Annotated in this window: 9 protein-coding genes; all 9 read left to right on the plus strand. The window is 38.2% G+C overall.

Going from position 1 to position 22,032, the window contains the following annotated elements:
- The first annotated feature begins 334 nt into the window (after positions 1-334).
- Positions 335-3,433 (plus strand): SusC/RagA family TonB-linked outer membrane protein, encoded by a 3,099-nt coding sequence (locus tag B0A80_RS00005; protein WP_089075995.1) that lies wholly within the window; start codon positions 335-337, stop codon positions 3,431-3,433.
- A 36-nt stretch (positions 3,434-3,469) separates the two neighbouring features.
- A complete protein-coding gene (locus tag B0A80_RS00010) occupies positions 3,470-4,978 on the plus strand; it encodes a RagB/SusD family nutrient uptake outer membrane protein (RefSeq protein ID WP_089075996.1) in 1,509 nt (502 codons plus the stop codon).
- Between the two features lie 142 nt (positions 4,979-5,120).
- Positions 5,121-6,533: an aryl-sulfate sulfotransferase gene (locus B0A80_RS00015; protein ID WP_089075997.1), complete on the plus strand. Its 1,413-nt coding sequence runs from the start codon at positions 5,121-5,123 to the stop codon at positions 6,531-6,533.
- A 25-nt stretch (positions 6,534-6,558) separates the two neighbouring features.
- Positions 6,559-7,548: a c-type cytochrome gene (locus tag B0A80_RS00020; protein WP_070906858.1), complete on the plus strand. Its 990-nt coding sequence runs from the start codon at positions 6,559-6,561 to the stop codon at positions 7,546-7,548.
- Between the two features lie 147 nt (positions 7,549-7,695).
- On the plus strand, positions 7,696-10,701 hold the full coding sequence (locus B0A80_RS00025) for a glycoside hydrolase domain-containing protein (protein WP_233430674.1): 3,006 nt from the start codon (positions 7,696-7,698) through the stop codon (positions 10,699-10,701).
- 187 nt (positions 10,702-10,888) lie between these two features.
- Entirely contained in the window at positions 10,889-13,984 is a 3,096-nt protein-coding gene (locus B0A80_RS00030; RefSeq protein WP_089075999.1) for a DUF5107 domain-containing protein, read from the plus strand.
- A gap of 300 nt (positions 13,985-14,284) precedes the next feature.
- Positions 14,285-16,465, plus strand: a complete 2,181-nt coding sequence (locus B0A80_RS00035; protein ID WP_089076000.1) for a M1 family metallopeptidase — start codon at positions 14,285-14,287, stop codon at positions 16,463-16,465.
- A gap of 704 nt (positions 16,466-17,169) precedes the next feature.
- Positions 17,170-20,250, plus strand: a complete 3,081-nt coding sequence (locus B0A80_RS00040; RefSeq protein WP_070906863.1) for a SusC/RagA family TonB-linked outer membrane protein — start codon at positions 17,170-17,172, stop codon at positions 20,248-20,250.
- 13 nt (positions 20,251-20,263) lie between these two features.
- Positions 20,264-21,961: a RagB/SusD family nutrient uptake outer membrane protein gene (locus tag B0A80_RS00045; RefSeq protein ID WP_089076001.1), complete on the plus strand. Its 1,698-nt coding sequence runs from the start codon at positions 20,264-20,266 to the stop codon at positions 21,959-21,961.
- Positions 21,962-22,032: the final 71 nt, after the last annotated feature.

Raw genomic sequence — 22,032 nt, forward strand, 5'->3', positions numbered from 1 at the left:
TAAAAAAATGTGCTCGAGAACATAAAATTAATGTGTTCGAGCACATTTTTATTCATTTTTCTTGTTTTATAAAAATATAATCTATAGCTTCGTTTCATAATAATCTTAAAACCAAGTTAATTAATACATTTTTCAGTCGTTTTTCACCTCCCCAAAAAAAACAGAAAAACGAAAAAAAATACCACATACAAAAAGAGTAAAACAAAACGGCAATTGTTTTTAAACCATTTCGTCAGAAGATAAATTATAAATCAAAAATTATCTCATAAAAGAATTCCAAAAGCTTACAAACGAAAAAAAACAAATAAACATTAACCAAACTCAATTTTTAAGTATGAAATTTTTAACCAAAAAAAGACCAGAAGATTTTAGGCTAAAAAATCTTCCCGGTGCAGAGATTAAACTCACACTTTTTTTAGTATTCGTTTTTACCGTCCAGGTTTCAGCAACCTCAGCCGTAAGAATAAATCGCAGAACTGATATTGCATTCTTTTTTGAAAAAACAGTGAAGGGTAAAGTGACAGATCAAAACGGACTTCCTATCGCCGGAGCAAATGTTGTTGTAAAAGGAAGCCGCACAGGAGTACAAACTGATTCAGACGGAAGTTTTGCCATTACTGTTGCTGATAATGTAACGAAACTTATCATTTCCTACGTTGGTATGGAAGATCAGGAAGTAACTGTTGGAAGCTCCCCTTTAAAAATTGTCCTCAAAGAGGCGGGACAAAAATTAGAAGAAATAGTTATAGGATACGGAAAAGCTAAGAAAAAAGACCTTACGGGTTCTGTAAGTTCTATCGGCAAAGACAATTTAAACTTAGGAGGTACTATCTCTAACGTTGGTCAGGCTCTGCAAGGGCGCGCTTCGGGAGTTCAGGTACAGCAAAACAGCTACGCTCCGGGAACTAATCCTTCGATTGTTATTAGAGGTGGAAATTCTCTTAACAATTCTAATTCGCCTCTGTATGTTGTAGACGGTTTCATTACCAGTACAGGAGCCTCTATCAGTCCGAACGATATTGAGAACATTCAGATTCTAAAAGACGCCTCCTCTACCGCTATTTATGGCTCGAGAGGTGCAAATGGGGTGATCCTGATTACGACTAAAAAAGGAAAATCAGGTAAAATGCAGATTGAAGCCGAAATCTCAGATGGTTTTCAAAGCATTATCAAGGAACCTTCTCTTATCAACGGACAGCAGTATGCCGACATTCAAAATGCTATTGCGAAAGAGAATGGAAGACCTCCTGTTTTTTCTTCCGATTTCCCGGTTGCTAATACGAATTGGTTTAAGGCTGCAACACGTCCCGGAGAAGTAATAAACAGAACCATTACTTTTAGCGGAAGCGACAAAACCTCTAAATTTTTCCTTTCGGGAAACTACATCAAACAAACCGGAGCTATCGAAAATACTGATTTTAAAAGATACAGTGTGAGAATGGGAGGCGAAAAAAGATTTAATGACAAACTAAACGTAGGCACTAACATCTATGGAGCTGCCAGCGAAGGAAACAATAGCGATTTTGGAGATAATATTTTATCCCCGTTGTTTTCTATCCAGACTGCCCCACCAACTATTCCAATTTACAATCCCGACGGGTCTTATTACAAATTTCAGGGAAAAGATAATGCTTTGGCACTTTTATTAGAACCAACCGATCATATCATCAACAGATTGGTTAACGGAAATATGTTCTTAGACTATGAAATCATTAAAGGACTTACCTATCATTTTGGAGCGGGTGCGGAATGGCAGGAAAATATTGAAGGAAGATACACACCAAGAACTTTGGTTGCAGGAGCTGCCTTAAAAGGATCAGGATCTGAAGAAAACAAAACTTATTTCAGATGGAGTACGGAGCAATACCTAACCTATAAATTCAATATTAAGGAACATTCGATGAGTGCCATGATTGGTACGTCTAATCAAAAAGATACGTATGAGTTTTTGAGAGCAGCCGGAACCGGTTTTTCTAACGATGCATTAACCTATCACAACCTTGACGCGGCAGCGGTTTATTTGAAACCTGAGACTGAAAAAATCGAAACGAAGCTAACTTCTTATTTTGGGAGGCTAAATTATTCTTTCAGTGATCGATATCTGGCTGCATTTACTTTAAGAAAAGATGGTTCTTCCCGTTTTGGAAGCAATAACTCTTTCGGAATATTCCCTTCAGGAGCAGTAGCATGGAAAATATCTAACGAATCTTTTATGCAAAACTCCAAAACGGTCTCTGATCTTAAGTTAAGAGTTAGCTATGGAGTTACAGGAGCAGATGGTATCGGAGATTATGCCTTCATGCCAACCTTAAGAGCCTGGGGAGTAACTATTGGAGATGGAAATTTTGTTAATGGTACAGAACCTGCCAATTTAGCCAATAAAGACTTAAAATGGGAACAAACCACTCAGACTGATATTGGGTTGGACATGGGACTTTTTAATGACAGAATAACCGCAACAATCGATGTGTATAAAAAAAGAACTACTGATGCCCTTATCAGAGTTCCAATTGGCGGATGGTGGGGTTTTAATACACAAACCATCAACTCCGGAGTGATTGATAACAAAGGTATTGAATTGGGAATTACCAGTACTAATTTCAGAAACGATCATTTCTTGTGGACGACCTCACTAAATGTGGCTTACAACAAACAAGAAGTAGTTTCACTTGCCGATAATGTGTCTATCATCAGTCAAAATACTTCTAATCCAAGCGGAACGGTTTCGGGACGCGAATTTACGAGACTGGAACCGGGTAAAGAAATGGGCGTTTTATATGGTTTTAAATATGCCGGAGTAATCAAAACCGGAGAAGTATATGCTCCGCAGCCTTTGTCTAAACCGGGTGATCCAAAATACGAAGACTTAGACGGAGACGGTGCAATTACCGTAAACGACAGAACTTACTTAGGCAATTCAACGCCTCATTATACTCTTGGGCTTAACAATGATTTTAAAATTGGAAACTTCGATCTGAACATCTTTTTTCAGGGAGCTTTTGATTATTCGGTTTACAACATGACCCGAATGGTTGGAGAATCAACAACCAGTACAGATGCTTTAAACCGCTGGGTAGCCGGTACCAATGAAAATACGGATGTTCCAAGAGACGGCTATTACAAAAGTACTTATGGAAGTTATGTCAATTCAAAATTTGTAGAGGAAGCTTCTTACCTGCGCCTAAAAAACCTTTCTATCGGATATACTATTCCTGAAAGTGTCTTAAAACCACTCAAATTTGTGGACAATATCAGATTGTATGCCATTGGACAAAACTTACTGACGATCACGAATTATTCCGGAAATGATCCTGAGGTAAACGGGCATTTCACCAACGATACTACCAAACAAAATCTGGGAGGAGGAATCGATTTCAATTCATTCCCGGCTTCACGCACCATCATTTTGGGTATTAAGGTTGCCATTCATTAGTCTAAAAGCTTTTTTAGTAACATAAAATTTATTAAAATGAAAAAATATACAATCATATTCCTCTTACTGACGGCAGGTTTGCAATTTTCATGCAATGACGATCTTGATCCTACCGTATACAGCAGTTTGACCGATACTAATGGATTTCAAACCAAATCGGATGCTATCGCTTCTATTAATTCTATTTATGGAAGATTAAAAGGCCCTTCTGTGGGAGACAACTTCTCGTACTGGGCAACAAGACATTTTGCTTTAACTGATATTGCCACAGATTTAGGACATTGTCAGTATGGTGGTGACCCGGGGCAATTATCTTTAGGGCTTTGGAATTCTGCCAACGGTCTGCTTCTGGAAGATTGGAATGCCATGTACAAACTGGTAGCCAACGCCAATTTTGCGATTTTTAATATTTCAAAAATGAGCGGCATTACAGAAGCTGAAAAAACTCAGTTTATAGCCGAGGCCAAATTTTTAAGAGCTTCTGCTTATATGGATTTAACAGACGCGTGGGGACCTGTTATCCTTGTAACAGAAGCCAACTTAGACAATCCAAACTATCTGGAACAGACACCTCCTTCTCCGGTTGAAACCATAGAAACTCTTTTAATTAAAGATTTGAATGATGCCGCTGCTGTTTTACCAGTGAACTATAAGAAAAATGCAATTTATGAAAGTAATGATGTAGGACGTGCTACAAAAGGTGCAGCGTTGACGTTATTGGCAAAATTATATTTGCGAAATCATGACTGGCAAAAAGTAGCCTCGCTTACACAACAAGTTATGAACCTCAACGAATACAGCCTGTTTCCTACTTATTTGGGGCTTTTTAAAGAAAGTAATAAATGGTGCAGCGAAAACATCTTTTCTTCTCTTAGTGATGCCAATGTAAACGGAACGGAACTTCTGAACCACTTTGGTCCTATCGATCATCCGGTTGTCGAAAACAGATGGCAGTATTATACCGTAAACTGGGACTTCTACAATACTTTTGGAAATGAAGACGATCGAAAAAAATGCTTCTTCCCGGAGTTTATGGGTACTGATAAATTGCTTCACAAACAAGCACCTTCCTTAGGAGCACAGCCACCAAAAGGAGAATTTTATATGCCTGACGTATCGACCCGAAAATATGCCGATGATGAAACCACTACTTATTATGATGGTCACAGCGTAAACATATTGCGTTATGCTGATGTATTGTTGAGCAGAGCCGAAGCCTTAAACGAAATAAGCGGCCCGACTGCAGAAGCCATAGACCTTATCAATCAGGTAAAAGGAAGATCACATGCCAAACTGTTGGTTTTATCCGATTATAATAAAACTTCGTTACGAGATGCTATTTTACAGGAAAGAGGATGGGAATTGTTCTATGAAGGAAAACGCCGTCAGGACTTAATCCGAATGAATAAGTTTGATGTTCTGGTAAATGCCTATCACGTAAGAGTTGGAGAAACCGCACCTATCACCATGCCTAAAAACAAATATTACACCTATCCGCAAAGTCAGGTCGACTTAAATCCGAACCTGAGTAATGCCGACAGATAATGAAAAACAGATCGGGAACAGACGTTATTTTCACGTTCTGTTCCTGATTTTTAAGTATTAATAGTATGATCCCGGAAAACGTTGAACTACAATATAAATAAACTTGATACAACTTTTCTGTTTCCTAAAAGACCCCTTTCAGATGATTAAAAATGTAATAGTAAAAGGAATTTTTATTTGGATACTGCTAATTGTGGTAAGCTGTTCTAAAAAACAGGGAACTCCTGTCACGAACATCAATATTGGTATTCATGGCAACAACGAATTGAAAATTCAGATCGATGTGACCACGAATGAAAATGTTCAGGTCTATGCCGAGTATTGGCCTGCTCAAAAAGACACAAAAAATAGAATAAGCTCTCCAGTTTCAAAAGCTGGTCTGTCTCATTCTTTGGTCCTTTGCAACATTACTCCTGAAACTCAATATCATTTTCAGTTAATCACGAGTAATGGAAAGGAAAAAGACAGCAGTAAAATATATACCTTCAAATCGAGAAAATTACCGGAATGGTTACAAAAACAATTCAAAGCCAACTGTCCGAAACCTGAACTGGTGCCGGAAAATTTCAAAAAAGGATTTATGCTTTTGGCCAAAAGAGAAACTCCGGGCGTTGCTTATATTGTAGATTATAAAGGAAACTTAAGATGGTATCATACCGTTGAAGGAACCGGGTTTAAAGTTACCCATTTTACCAAAGAGCAAAGTATTATTGCTATTCTGGGAAAAAATGACGAACCCACAAGTTATGGAAGTGAAATTCTCGAAATTAATTTACAAGGCGACACGCTAACCCACATAAAAAAGGGACAAGGCGATTTAAAACAGGTGATTCATCACGAAATCATTAAAAAATCTGCTAACGAAATTGTGACTTTATTTGTCGATCAAAGAATAACCGATTTAAGTTCTATTGGCGGAAAACAAAAAGATACGATTAATGGCGACGGGATTCTGATTCTGGACAGAAAAGGAAAGCAACTATGGAAATGGAGCGTTTTTGACGATTTAGATCCAATGAAAGACAAAAAACTACTCAAAACCAAGAAAGACTGGATGCATGCCAACAGTTTAAACTATGATAAAGACGGTAATTTCCTGATCTCGTTTTACAACAACGGTCAAATCTGGAAAATAGAGGCCAAAACCGGAAAGGTACTCTGGAAATTAGGGAGAGGAGGAAATCTTAAAATGTCGCAAGACACCGATTTCTCTCAGGCACACGCCGCCCACATCAATCCCGAAGGCAGTCTGATGTTTTTTGACAACGGAGTAGACAAAAAGCAATCTTCTGTTTTTGCTCTTAAAGTAGATGAAAAGAATAAATCCGTTCAACTGGATTTCCACGTACAATTACCAAAAGACGTTTACAACGACAGAATGGGAAGTGCTTATATGATCCATAAAGAACTCATTTTGGCTTGTTGTTCCAAAAGACATATTACGGTTTTGACCAATAAAAAAGGAGTTTTACTGTGGGCATTAGAATCTGAAATACCGCCCTATCGCGTACAATTTATTCCCGAAGAAAACTTAAAACCTTTTCTATTGAATTAAAGGCAGTCTTTAAAAAATAAAAAACATGAAAAAAACAATTCTTATCGGACTTTTTGCAGCATTGCCAATTGTTGTTTTCAATTCGTGCAATACTTCCAATTCGCAGACCTTAGCCAGCAAAACTGCCGACGATGATTCGTATATTACCATTGACACCTCAAAAATTCCGGACGATCCATTTGGAGAATCTGTTCGTTATGGAAGAGAGTTAATGCTAAAAACCGCTTATTATATTGGTCCAAACGGAATCAAAGGAAAATATTTAGGCAACAAAATGAATTGTACCAACTGTCATCAGGATGCAGGAACAAAACCTCACGCCTTTAATTTAATGGCATCACACGACAATTATCCGCAGTATCGCGGACGTGAAAATAAGGTCCTTACTCTGGCCGAAAGGGTTAACAATTGTATCATGCGTCCACATTCCGGGAAACCGCTTCCGCTGGACAGCAAAGAAATGGTCGCTTTTTTATCCTACTTTAAATGGATCAGCAAATTTGTTCCGAAAGATGGAGATTTTAAAGGTGCCAAAAATCTGGAAATTGAATTTCCGGATGTAGCCGCGAGCCCGGAACGAGGAAAAGCCCTTTTTATCGAAAATTGCGCCCGCTGCCACGGAAACAACGGAGAAGGTCAGTACAATGCCGATAAATCAGGCTACACCTACCCGCCTCTTTGGGGACAATACGGATATCAGCCGGGTTCAAGCATGCACAGAGTAATCAAACAGGCACAATGGTTAAAAAGCAATATGCCATACGATAAAGTCAGTCCGGGAAAACCATATCTCACCGACTTGCAGGCACTCGATATTGCGGCCTATGTAAATGATGATTCCGTACACGACAGACCAAACCCCAAAACATTTGATTACCCTAATAAAATGGGGAAACCAATTGACTATGCACACAGCCCTTTCAGTGATAACTTCTCAGAAGAACAACACAAATACGGACCTTATAAACCCATAATTGCCTATTGGAAAAAAAATGGATGGAAAGCGGTATATTAGTATGGTTAATCGGTTAACCGTTTAATCGTTTAATTGTTTAATTGTTTATCGTTTATTGTCCGAAATCTATAACTCTAAAATACAAACCGTTTGTAGCTTATCCTCTATAACTAATAACTCAAAACCCACAACTCACATAATAAAACAATGAAAGCAAACCTAAAAAACAAACCCATTTTGAGTAGACTATTGATGCTGTGCCTATTCGTTTTCAGTATTTCGTTAACCGCCCAAATAAAATATTCGGAAGGTAACGACAGCTGGAACCCTAACTTATTAGGGAATCACAGAGTTGCAGTAAGCTTTACCGGCACCGGAAATGTAGCCAAAGCTACGATCGAATGGCGCAGAAGAGACGAAAAACCCGAACTGAAAAAAATCATTGTTCAGGATGCTTCAGGCAAAACCATTTCAAACGTAAAAACAACTGACATTAACAGAGAAAACGGTACTATTTTCTTCGAACCAATTTCAGGCAAAGGAACGTATTATGTGTATTACATGCCCTACATCGACGAAGGTGACGCTAACTATCCAAAAGGAGTTTACGCTAAACCTGAAGATAAAGCAGACGCGCAATGGCTTGCTAAAATCAAATCCAATTTAACTGACAATTGTACCGTTACCGAAATTCAGAGTGTAAATGCTTTCAATAGTTTTTATCCGATGGAAGTAATCGCAACTGCGGCCGAAACTAAAAATCTTATCGCCAAAAACAGCGGCAGTTCCTTCCTGGTTTTCCCGGAAGACCGCTTGTATTCTATCCGAATGAAAAATGATTTGCCACAAAGATGGATTCAAAAAGGCGTTCAAAATACCTTTTCGGACACGGCGCTAAGAGGTGAATATCTGGCCTTTCAACTGGGCGTTTATGCCTTGCAGAATCTTGACAACGTCAAAGTTACCTTTTCGAATTTAATCAGTTCTACCGGAGCCATCATCGAATCGAAAGACATTAACTGTATCAATACTGATGGAACAAAATATGATGGAGCTGTTTTTACCAATACTGTTTCGGTTTCTAAAGGAAAAGTACAAGCCCTATGGTGTGGCATCAATGTCCCGGAAACTGCGGCGGCAGGAACCTACAGCGGTAAAGCAACCGTAATTGCTGATGGAAAATCAAAAGACATTGTGCTTCAGATAAAAGTAACCAATGAAATTACTAAAAACAGCGGCATCGATTCTCCTGAGAAAATGACACGTTTGAAATGGCTGAATTCTACTTTGGCACAGGAAAATACGGTTATTGCGCCTTACACTCCATTAACTGTAAAAGATACCGAAATCTCTTTATTGGGCAGGAAATTAGTTTTGGGTTCCAATGGTTTTCCAACACAAATTCAAACGTATTTCACACCCGAAATGACAACAGTTGGTTCAAAAGCCAATGACATTTTAAGTGCTCCGTTAGCTTTTCATTTTTTGGATGCCTCTGGTAAAGAATCATTACAATGGAAGAACGCAGGCCTTAAATTTCTGAAAAAAGAAAGCGGAACCGTTTCCTGGGAAAGTACTTCTACTTCAAAATCACTTCAGATGGATGTAAATGCTTCTTTAGAGTTTGATGGCTTTTTAACTTACACTGTAAAAATTACGGCACTTGAAGATGCCGCTTTTAATGATATCAATTTCCAAATGCCAATTCAGCCCTCTTCTGCAAAATACATGATGGGATTAGGTCAAAAAGGAGGCGATCGTCCTGCCAATTTTGACTGGAAATGGGATGTTGCGCACAAAAACCAGGATGGGGCCTGGATTGGAAATGTAAATTCAGGATTGCAATTTTCTTTACGCGACGAAAAATACAGCCGTCCGTTAAACACCAATTTCTATTTACAGAAACCTTTATTGCTTCCCACTTCCTGGGGGAACGAAAATAAAGGAGGAATTACCATCACTCCAAATCCAAAATCGGTTTTGGTGAATGCGTACAGCGGCACCCGAAACATGAAAAAAGGAGATGTTTTGTATTATAATTTCAATTTACTAATCACGCCTTTCCACACCATAAATACCGATTTTCAGTGGGATACTAAGTTTTATCACAAATACAGCGATATCGATACGATTGCCAAAACAGGAGCAACAGTAATTAATATTCACCATGCCAATGCCATCAATCCGTACATCAATTATCCTTTCATTGAATTTAAAAAAATGAAAAGTTATATCGATGAAGCGCATGAAAAAGGTCTAAAAGTTAAGATTTACAATACTGTCAGAGAGGTTTCAAACAAAGCTTACGAGACTTTTGCTTTAAGAAGTTTAGGGCATGAAATTTACTCTTCGGGTAAAGGAGGCGGATTCTCCTGGCTACAGGAACATGTGGGAGACGATTATATTGCAGCCTGGTTTGTACCTGAAATTAAAGACGCAGCAATTGTAAACAGCGGAATGAACCGTTGGCACAATTATTATGTGGAAGGCATGAACTGGCTGACACAAAATGTGGGTATCGATGGTGTTTATCTGGATGATGTTGCTTTTGACAGAATTACCATGAAACGAATCAAAAGAGTCCTTACCAAAGACGGACACCCTGGAATTATTGACCTCCACAGTGCTAATCAATACAACAAAAGTGACGGATTTAACAACAGCGCCAATTTGTACATGGAGCACTTTCCATACATCAACAAACTATGGTTTGGGGAATATTTTGATTACGAAAAAAACAATCCTGACTTTTTCCTGACCGAAGTAAGCGGAATTCCTTTCGGGTTAATGGGTGAAATGCTACAGGACGGAGGAAACCCATGGAGAGGAATGGTTTACGGAATGACCAACAGAATGCCATGGAGCCATAATGCCGACCCAAGACCTATCTGGAAATTATGGGATACTTTTGGAATTAAAGGTTCTGAAATGATTGGATACTGGAGCGAAAACTGTCCGGTAAAAACGGCTAACGACAAAGTACTGGCAACGGTTTACAAAAAAAACGGAACTGCTTTAATTTCTATCGCAAGCTGGGCCGATACGGATGTAAAAGTGAAACTAAATATCGACTGGAAAAAGTTAGGAATCAATCCGGCAAAAGCAACTATAACTGCCCCTGAGATTCTGAATTTCCAACCGGCACAAACCTTCACCGCAAAAGACGAAATACCGGTATCAAAAGGAAAAGGCTGGCTATTAATTGTTAAATAAGGGAGATGTGGGATGTAAAATGTGAGATTATGACCTTTATCAAAGTAAACCTGACAGATTTTAAAAATCTGTCAGGTTTTACAAGGCAAAAAAATAAAAATCAAACACTTAAGAACAAATCCAAAATTTGCAACTAAACTCACAGTTAACATTTTACAACTAACCTCTAACATTTCACACCAAACATATGAAACTTAAACCTTTCTTACCCATTATACTCCTTGGAAGCCTGTTTGTCAACGCACAAAATAAACCGACCATAAAAGAATACAAAAAAGTATTCACCACTTACCCGTTTTCAGACCCTGATCCCATTCCGAAGCCGGATACCAAAGTGTATCCCTATTTTCGATTTGACGGTTTTACGGATAAACCTGTACAAAAAGAATGGAAAGTAATCGAACTGGAAAATGATTACATTAAACTCATGATCCTTCCTGAAATTGGCGGAAAAGTTTGGTCGGCTGTGGAGAAATCAACCGGAAAGGACTTTATTTACAACAATCATGTGATTAAATTCAGAGATATTGCCATGCGCGGCCCCTGGACAAGCGGTGGTGTCGAGGGTAATTATGGCATTATCGGACATACTCCCAACTGCGCTACTCCCGTTGATTATATCACGCTCACCAGAGCAGACGGAAGTGTAAGCTGTATGATTGGCGTATTGGATCTGCTAACCCGAACGTCCTGGAAACTGGACATCAATTTACCCAAAGACAAAGCATATTTCACCACAAATTCCTTCTGGTTCAATTCCACCGAAACCGAGCAGCCTTACTATACCTGGATGAATACCGGTATAAAAGCTGCTGAAAGTCTACAGTTTATTTACCCGGGACAAAGTTATATCGGACACAATGGCGAGCACAATTCATGGCCCATTGACAAAGAAAATGGTAAAGACCTTTCGTTCTATAAAAACAATAATTTTGGCGGTTACAAATCGTATCATGTCTTTGGCAAATACGATGATTTCTTTGGCGGATATTACCATGACGAAGATTTTGGAATGGGAAGATATGGCAATCACGACGACAAACCCGGTAAAAAAATATGGATCTGGGGACTGTCTCAGCAAGGAATGATCTGGGAAAAATTATTAACCGATATCGACGGTCAATATGTAGAAGTTCAAAGTGGAAGACTATTCAATCAGGCAAGTGAAGGCAGCAGTTTAACCCCTTTCAAGCAGCGTTCCTTCGCCCCTTATCAAACGGATTTATGGACCGAATACTGGTTTCCGGTGAAACAAACCAAAGGATTTGTGAAAGCTAATAATTATGGCGCCGTAAACGTAAAAAACGAAAACGGCTGGTTGAAAATCTATTTTTCTCCGCTTCAAAAACTCAACGAAAAACTGGAAGTTTTTGACAATGGCAAAAAAATCTATTCCAAAGATATTTCGGTAAATACATTGCAATCCTTCAAAGATTCTATTCAGATCGCTGTTGATTCAAACCAATTAAAACTAACACTTGGCGAAAATAAACTCGTGTGGAATTCGGCTCCGGAAGATGGAAATCTGAATCGTCCATTGGAAATTCCAAAAGATTTTGACCATAACTCGGTGTACGGATTGTACCTGCAGGGAAAAAATTACCTTAGTTTTAAAGATTATGTCAAAGCAGAAGAAAAACTAACAGCCTGTCTTCAAAAAGATCCCAACTACGCTCCTGCTCTTGCTGATTTAGCGATTTTACAAATTCGTAAATTCCAATACCGCGAAGCTGTCCATTCAGCAAGTAAAGCTTTGTCTATAGATACCTATCATCCTGCTGCCAATTATTATTACGGATTAGCTAACCTTCATTTAGGCAATACTACCGATGCCAAAGACGGTTTTGATATCGCAGCAGCAAGCGTTGAATTCCGAAGTTCTGCTTATACCGCTTTAAGCAAAATTTACTTTAGGGAAAACGATCTTGCAAAAGCAGCTGAATATGCCGAAAAAAGTTTACGGAACAATCAGGATAATTTAGAAAGTCTGCAATTACTTGCCGTATTATCTCGTCTGCAAAATAATAAAAGTAAAGCAGTCGAAATTCTCAATACGATAAATAACGTTGATCCACTCAATCATTTTGTTGGTTTTGAAAAACATCTTTGGGATTTGTCAGAGGCATCAAAACAGCATTTTACGGCTTTGATTCAAAACGAAATGCCACAGCAAACGTATCTGGAGTTAGGAATATGGTATACGCAATTAGGTTGTAAAGAAGAAGCTTTAAAAGTACTTTCACTTGCCCTTCCAAATGCTGAAATTGTATATTGGAAAGCTTATTTAGAAAACAAAGTGGTTGATTTAAGCAAACTCCAACCCGACAATAGTTTTCCTTTCCGTGGAGAAACTGCCGAAATTTTGGAAAAACTCATAAAAACTAACCCTCAATGGCAATTGAAATATCATTTGGCCTTAATCGAATGGAATCGAGATAATGTATCAAAAGCAAAAGAGTTGTTTTTGCAATGCGCCAATCAGCCTGCTGATCCTGCTTTCTATGGAGCCAAAGCTTCATTATTTAAAAATGAGACTCAATTGGTTCTGTCCAGTCTGCAGCAAGCGATTAAATTAGACGGTCAAAGCTGGAGATATCCTAAACTTTTAACCGAATACTACATAGCCCAAAAAGAATTTGATAAAGCACTGGCAACCGCAGCACCTTTCTACAAAAAACATCCTCAAAATTATTTAATGGGGATGCTGTATGCCAAAACACTGCTCCTGAACAAAAAATACGCTGCTGCCGATGCTTTTCTGACCCAACTGGAAATCCTTCCCTTTGAAGGCGCTACTGCAGGACGTCAATTGTATCATGAAGCAAAATTGATGCAGGCTTTGGCCGAAATGAAAAACAAGCAGTACAAAAAAGCATTACAATTGATTTTGGATGCTAAATTATGGCCGGAAAATTTAGGAGTAGGAAAACCCTATGACGAAGATATTGACGAAAGGCTCGAAAATTGGCTCAACTATCAATGTTACAAGAGCTTGGGCGATGCCGAAAAAGCCAAAAGCGCTTTACAAAACATTATTGCTTTTAACCCAAAAGTTGACAATACGGTTATGAATTTTCTTCCGGCTAACCAACTCATTACGGCCTGGGCAATCGAAAAAACTTCTTCGGAACAAAAAGCAGAGGAATGGCTGCAAAAACAAGCCAAATTATACCCTGACAACAAAATTGTACAATGGACTTTTGAAACATATCGTAAAAAACAATCCAATATTTTAACCGAAGAGGAGAAAGACGGTGAAGTTCGAATTATAGAAAAACTATAAAATACTTCGGTTAAAATTGTATTTTTCGAAATAAAAATACGAGTTTTATGGCAACTGAAATGTCAATTTAAAACGTTCTTAGCTCCATTTCAAGTTTAAAACAATAACAGGCCTATCCGTGACTAATACCAAGGTGGTAAAATTAGCCACTGATTATGAAGATTCGCACAGATTTTATACGCAATTATTAAAGCAATCTGTGGAAATCTTTCTAATCTGTGGCAAAAAAATATTCCTGATACACCTTAAGGACAATCATAAACAATAATCAATCAAAATAATCATTCTAAAAACCAAAAAATGAACAAACAATTTTTAAAGTATTCCCTTTTTAGTCTTTTCCTTATTGCCGGGCGAAATGCGATCGCCCAAAACAACGATCAGACCAAAAACCCATTATCTGTTTATCAGGTTACCCCATTAAAAGTAAATGACCTTGTGCACACCAAACTGGACGTATCTTTTGATTACGGAAAACGTTATTTATACGGAAAAGGATGGCTGACTTTAAAACCTCATTTTTATGATACTGATTCTCTTAGACTCGATGCTAAAGGAATGGATTTCAAAACTATTGCTATGGTTGATGGAAAAAAGACAATTCCGTTAAAGTACACCTACGACAATGAACAGCTTTCTATCACCCTAAACAGAAAATATAAAAGCACCGAAAAATACATCATTTTCATTGATTATACCGCAAAGCCGGACGAACTTAAAGTGAAAGGAAGTCTTGCCATAACAGATGCAAAAGGTTTGTATTTTATCAACCCTGATGGAAAAGGCGACAAACCGATTCAAATCTGGACGCAAGGTGAAACAGAGGCCTCATCAGCTTGGTTTCCAACCATTGATAAACCCAATCAGAAAACAACTTCTGAAATTGCCATGACCGTTGACGCCAAATACACTTCGCTTTCAAACGGAAAATTAATCTCCCAAAAAGTGAATAAAAACGGTACGCGTACTGATACCTGGAAAATGGATCTGCCACATTCACCCTACCTTTTTATGATGGCTGTAGGTGATTTTAAAATTTACAAAGATTCTTATAACGGACAAGAAGTAAGCTATTACCTGGAACCAAAATATGCACCATACGCCAAACAAATTTTTGGAAAAACTCCGGACATGATGAAGTTTTACGGCAAAATGCTTGGGGTAGAATATCCATGGGGAAAATATGCTCAGATTGTAGCAAGAGACTACGTTTCGGGTGCCATGGAAAACACTTCGGCAACCTTACACGGCGAGCACGTGCAAAAAACCGAAAGAGAATTATTAGACGACAATCAGGAAAGTACCATTGCACACGAACTTTTTCACCAATGGTTTGGAGATTATGTTACCGCCGAATCCTGGTCGAACTTAACCATGAACGAATCTTTTGCCACTTTTGGTGAAGTCCTTTGGCACGGTCACGATGAAGGCCAGGATGCCGAAGACCGCTCTCGTTATGAAAAACTGCAAAACTGTCTGCGTTCTTCCAAAGACGGGGTAAGTCCCCCACTGGCGCGTTTTCACTATGGAAACAAAGAAGATATGTTTGATAACATTAGCTATTCTAAAGGTTCAATTATCTTGTATGCTTTAAAAAATCAAATGGGTGATGCTGCCTTCTTTAAATCTTTAAATAAATATCTGACGACCAATGCATTCAAAACAGGAGAAAGCCACCAATTGCGTCTCGCAATGGAAGAAGTAACCGGAAAAGACTGGAGCCCGTATTTCAACCAGTGGTACTTTCAGGGTGGAAATCCGATTCTAAATATTGAATACGGTTATGCCGATGGAAAAGCAACAATGGCAGTAAAACAAGTTCAGGAAAGCTCGGTACAGACCTTTACCCTTCCGTTAAAAGTTGATTTTTATGTTAATGGAACCAAAGTCAGAAAAGATATTTTAATTGACAAAAGAGAGCAGAATTTCAGTTTTGACCTGCCTTCAAAACCGGATTTCATCGATCTTGATCCGGACAAAATCTTAGTGGGTAAAGTCATTGACAACAAAAAGATATCCGACTACCTGTATCAGTACAAAAATGTCCCTACATACTACAACCGAATTGAAGCGATAAAGTTTGCGGCAAAAGATAAAAGTCATGAGGCACAGCTGATTCTTTTGGCTGGTTTACAAGATCAGAGAGACGATTTAAGAACCCGCAGTATCCGTGCCATTGATTTAGCGGACAATTCTATAAAAGAAGCTGCGCTTAAAACCTTATTGAACATTGCCCAAAATGATAAAAAAACTTATGCCAGAGCTTCAGCCATTATAAAACTTGCCGGAACGGGAGATACTGCTTACAAAAATTTAATGGTTGAAAGTACTAAAAACCAATCTTACAATGTGGCCGCAGCAGGAATCTTAGGATTGTCGAAATATGCGCCGGAAGAGGCTGATAAAATAAAAGCAGCTTTAGACGAAGATACCAGAAATCACATAACGCCTTTACTTAAAGAATTTAACAATCAAAAGTAAGTAACTAATATCTTAATGGTTAACCTTACTTAAAATAAAAAGAAACAAGGTTTTATAATTAGTACTTAAAAATATTGTTTCTATGCCTCTCTGATTGGATTAGAGAGGCTTTTTTTTATCCAAAACAGAAAATATACTCTTTAAATTAAAATGCTATCAGAAGACTTTCATGGTATCTTTTCTCACCCTCTAAAGCTCTTTTAAATCTTCCGGAATTTCTTATTTTGAAAAATCCAATTTCACTGCTATAAATCAGCTAAAAAAATAGGAATTTTATAGTTTTTTCACTTCATAACAAAGTAATCCAAAAAAACATTATTTACATAAATAAGACCTCTTTTTAAACGAATTAATTCTTTTTACAAAGAACAATTACAATTACACATAAAATTCTCACTTTTTACTTCAGTCTCTATTTTTTATTTACTACGAAGCTCATCTTTTTTCAGAGTCAAATTTAGGTGATTCCGTAAAAAAATGTGCTCGAGAACACAAATTTCGTGTGTTCGAGCACATTTTTTGTGTTTTTTCTTGGTTAATAAAAATATAATCAATAGTTTCGTCAAGTAGTTAAAACATGATATAAGATTTTTCCTTCTTTAAAAAGTCTTTTTTGAGATAAAAAAGAGTTAAAAATCAACACCATAATTACAACAAAAAAACAACCGCAAAAAAACAATCATTAACCAAAACCAAACAAGAGTATGAAAGATGCACTCTCAAAAAAACCTAAAAATTTAAGGTTGCAGACTGTACTTGACAAAAGTTTAAAAACAACATTGTGTACTTTGTTGTCCGTAACTTTTCAAATTACAACTGCTGCTCCCTCAAAAGAGATTCCTTTAAACAAAACCAGCTTACTGGCCTTCCAAAAAATAGCGAAGGGTAAAGTTGTGGATGAAAAAGGAATTCCAATTCCCGGTGTAAATGTTATTATAAAAGGATCCAAGACCGGTGTTCAAACTGATATCGACGGAAGCTTTGCCATAGAGATACCAAATGCCAACACCATTTTAGTCTTCACTTTTCTGGGAATGCAGGATCAGGAAATCCCTGCCGGAAATGGCACGATCAAAGTGACTATGAAAGAAGCCGGGCAACAAATGGACGAAGTTGTAGTCGTGGGGTACAGCAAAGTAAAAAAAGAAAGCTTAACTGGGTCATTACAGACTTTAGACAATAAAAAATTATTAGATGTTACTACTCCGGCTGTTGAAAATCTATTAGCAGGAAAAGCAAGCGGAGTTTTTGTTAGTACCAGCGGAGGTCAACCCGGAGGTGCATCAAAAGTAGTGATCAGAGGTAGAGGTACCGTAAACGGAAGTACTGACCCTCTTTGGGTTGTGGATGGTGTAATTGTGGGAAACAGTTCTCCTCCAATGAATCCATCAGATATTGAAAGTCTTACTGTTCTTAAAGATGCTGCTTCTACAGCCGTTTACGGTTCCCAAGGTGCCAATGGTGTCATTGTTGTTACTACAAAAAGCGGTAAAGCCGGTAAAGCAACCTTCAATTTCTCTGCCAAAACCTCTTTGGCTACCTTAGATTCAGGGAACTTCAAAATCATGAACGGTGCTGAGTTGTACGACTTATACAATTCTTATCCAAACAAGCAGATCTTTCAAAACGCTTCGTGGTGGACACCCGAATTAAGAAACAGAAATTTCGATTGGTGGGACAATGCCACGCAAACTGGGCTCGCAGAAGATTATAATCTATCAATCAGCGGTGGAGGAGAAAACTTCAAAAGTTATGTTTCCTTAGGTATTTATGACGAAACCGGGGCTGTGAAAGGCTACGATTATAAAAGATACAATGGTTTGATGAAATTTGAATACAAACCCAACAGCTGGTTAACCATCAGACCTCAGGTCAATTTAACGAGACAAACCACTTTCGACAAACAACACTCTGTCGGTGATATGTATCGCAACCTGCCATGGGACAGCCCTTACTTGTCTGATGGAACTTTGGTTGGAAACGCTCCTAATCCAACCTGGGTCAATACTACAGGATCTAACTATTTGTACGACTTACAATGGAATTTTTCTGAATCTGAAAATTACAACGTACGTTCAAATTTTGATTTCGACGTTAAACTTACAAAATGGCTGACTTTTGCCTCCGTAAACAATTATATTTTTGGTAACTCGAATTCAACTTCATATCAGGACCCAAGATCTGCTCCCGCTTTATCCGTAAAAGGCAGAGTTATAGATTACTACAGCACTTTCAACCGATTATATACCAATCAGTTATTAAAATTAAACACCTCATTTGATAAGCATCAGATAAACGCTGTTGCGGGTTATGAATGGAATGAATACCGTTCTAAATTCAGTAATGCGGTGGCAACCGGAATCCCTCCCGGAATTATCGTAACAGATCCAGCCGCTATCCCGGAAAAAGTAGACGGAAATCGTTCAGAGTGGGCGGTACAATCGTTACTATCAAATGCGAACTATTCTTATGACAATAGGTATTTGGCACAACTTTCTTTCCGTCGTGACGGAGCTTCTAATTTTGGAAAAAATGCACAATATGGTAATTTCTTTTCTATCAGTGGTGGATGGAATATTCACAATGAAGCTTTCTTTAAAGCCAAATGGGTGAACAACTTAAAACTAAGAGCAAGTTATGGTTCTGTAGGAAACCGTCCAAACAGTTTATACGGGCATCTTCCTTTATACTCTTTCTCTCAAAGCTATAATCAAAATCCGGGAGCCCTTATTTCGCAACTGGCCAATCCTGATTTAAGCTGGGAAAAAACGTTTACAACAGGTGTTGGTGTGGATGTAAGTTTCTTTGACAGAGTAAACATTACTCTTGATTACTACAATAAAAACACCTCCGATCTATTATATGCGGTTCCACTTCCGGGTGTGATTGGGGTTACCAGTATTTGGAGAAATGTTGGTGAGGTAAACAACAAAGGTTTTGAAGCGTCTATTAGTGTAGATATCATTAAAACCGAAAACCTGAAATGGTCAGTTGATGCTAATATTGGTACTAACAAAAACAAAATTACCAAACTTTATGGTGATCGTCAGGAAATCATCGCAAGTGATGGAAGCGGAGTCGCAGGATCAGCTAATAAATTATGGAAACCAGGCTATGATGTAGACAGTTGGTATCTGGCAGAATGGGCAGGTGTTGATCCGGATAATGGTAAACCGCAATGGTATACTACTAATACAGCTGGAGAGCGTGTAAAAACCTATAGTTATGCAGACGCTTTCAAAAACAGAAAAGCAATTGGTTCTTATACACCGGATTTCTTTGGAGGCTTTTCTACTACTTTGAATTACAAAAACTTTGACTTTTCAGCTATCTTCAGTTATTCTGTTGGAGGGCAAATTTACAACTATGCGAGATCGGAGTTTGACTCAGATGGAGCTTATACCGACAGAAACCAAATGAACTTGCACACTGGATGGAGCCGTTGGGAAAAACCAGGTGATATTGCTACCCACCCACAGGCTATTTACGACAATAATACAAACTCAAACAAAGTTTCTTCCCGTTTTCTAGAAACCGGAACGTATCTAAAGCTGAGAAGTGTTTCACTTGGTTACAATTTACCTCTTAAGAGTATCAACATAAATAGCTTAAGATTATTTGTAACAGGAGAAAATTTATTTACAATCTCTCATTTTTCAGGTGTAACTCCTGAGCTTTCTCCCAATTACAATAGTGCAACCGGTCAATATGTAATCTCAGGTACGGCTACGCAAATTTACCCTCAAACGCGTAGAATTACACTTGGACTTAATCTAACACTTTAAAAAAAGCACAATCATGAAAAAGATATTAATATTAGGTGTCGCAATTAGTTTTCTATCCTCATGTGAGTTAGACAGAGAACCATTTGCATCCTATACACAAGAAAAAATACAACAAGATAAGGAAGCTTCTATCGAGGTTTTACTAAACGGATGTTATGCACAGTTAAAGGACTGGTCAGATGTGATGCACCGTGTGGGGGAATATCCCGGAGATAATATTATGATAAGAGGGACTTCTACAGATTCTTTTTATTCTTTTATTTCGTATCAGCATCTTCCGGACAATGGCCGATTATCTGCTTTCTGGAACAACGGTTACAAAATTGTTTCGCAATCGAGCGATTTGATCAAAATAATACCCGAAGGAGAAAACCCGGCTGTTGATCAGCAATTAGGAGAAGCTTACTACTTAAGGGGTATGATTTATTTTTACTTAACACGTACTTACGGAAGACCCTATTCGCAATCGCCGGAAACCAACTTAGGAGTCCCTATTGTAAACGGAGTTCCTGACAATATTAACAACATAAGGTTACCGGATCGTTCTACTGTAAAAACAACTTACGATCAGGCAATCAGCGACTTAAAAAAGGCAGAAGCCTTAATGACGGTTAGCAAATCTGCTGCCTATGCTACTAAAGAAGCGGCTCAGGCCATGCTTTCAAGAGTGTATTTATATATGAGCGGAACCTATGAAAACCCAAATCAGGAATATGCAACACTTGCTATAGAATATGCCAAAAAAGTAATCGCCAGCGGAAGATACAACCTGTTAAGCCGAGATAACTTCATGAAATACAACACCTTTGCTCCGGATTCAGGTTCGCAAACTGAAACAATTTTTGCCGTAAAAAGAGTCGCTACAGAATATTCAGGATACGACCATTATTACGGAATTGGTGGAATGTATGCTAATCTTCAGGGACAAGGATGGGGCGAAATGTATGCCAGTGGAGAATATCTTGATCTGTTACGCAAAGCCGGATATAAAAAAGATGCTCGTTGGGCCTTTATTGATCCGCAATACACCAAAGATGCCAGCGGAAATAAAACAGAATCATTTCGTTTTATCGTTGATGTCAAGGATGCAGGTGGTACACAAACTGGTTATAATTATATTCAGCAGCCTTTAAAAACAAAAGCTGACGGATCGTACTATATCACCATTTCGAATGCAGATTATAATCTTACTGAGATTAATGCTGCAGAAAAACAATATGCTATCACGTATCAGGGTAAAACCTATACAGGTGAGAAAGACTATATGATGCTTTTAAACCGTGTGTATCCAATGTTCTACATTACAAAATGTTCATTGCAGGATAATGATTCACATCTGCACTCACCTATCATTTCAAGATTAGCCGAAATGTACCTGAACATGGCCGAAGCTTATGCCAAAAAAGGAGATTATGGCAATGCCCTGACCAACCTTAACATCATTAGAGAAAGAGCTATTGTTGGTGGAGGTTATGCGTCCTTAAACAGTACAAATGCCGTACAAAGAATCGACGAAGAACGTCAGTTAGAATTGGCTTTTGAGGCACATCGCGGTTATGATGTATACCGAAACGGACAAACGATGACACGTCGTTACCCTGGTCCACATTTACCAATGATTGATATTCCGGCTAGTAGCCCACGTGTGATACAATATATCCCACAATCGGAAATCAATGCTTATCCTGGAACTTTAACACAAAACCCATAGTTTTTTATTTATTGTTTGTTTTGAAACCTCTCTAATTTGGTCCATTAGAGAGGTTATTTATAATAATCCTT

It is taken from the genome of Flavobacterium tructae (assembly GCF_002217475.1).
Classification (GTDB): Bacteria; Bacteroidota; Bacteroidia; order Flavobacteriales; family Flavobacteriaceae; genus Flavobacterium; species Flavobacterium tructae.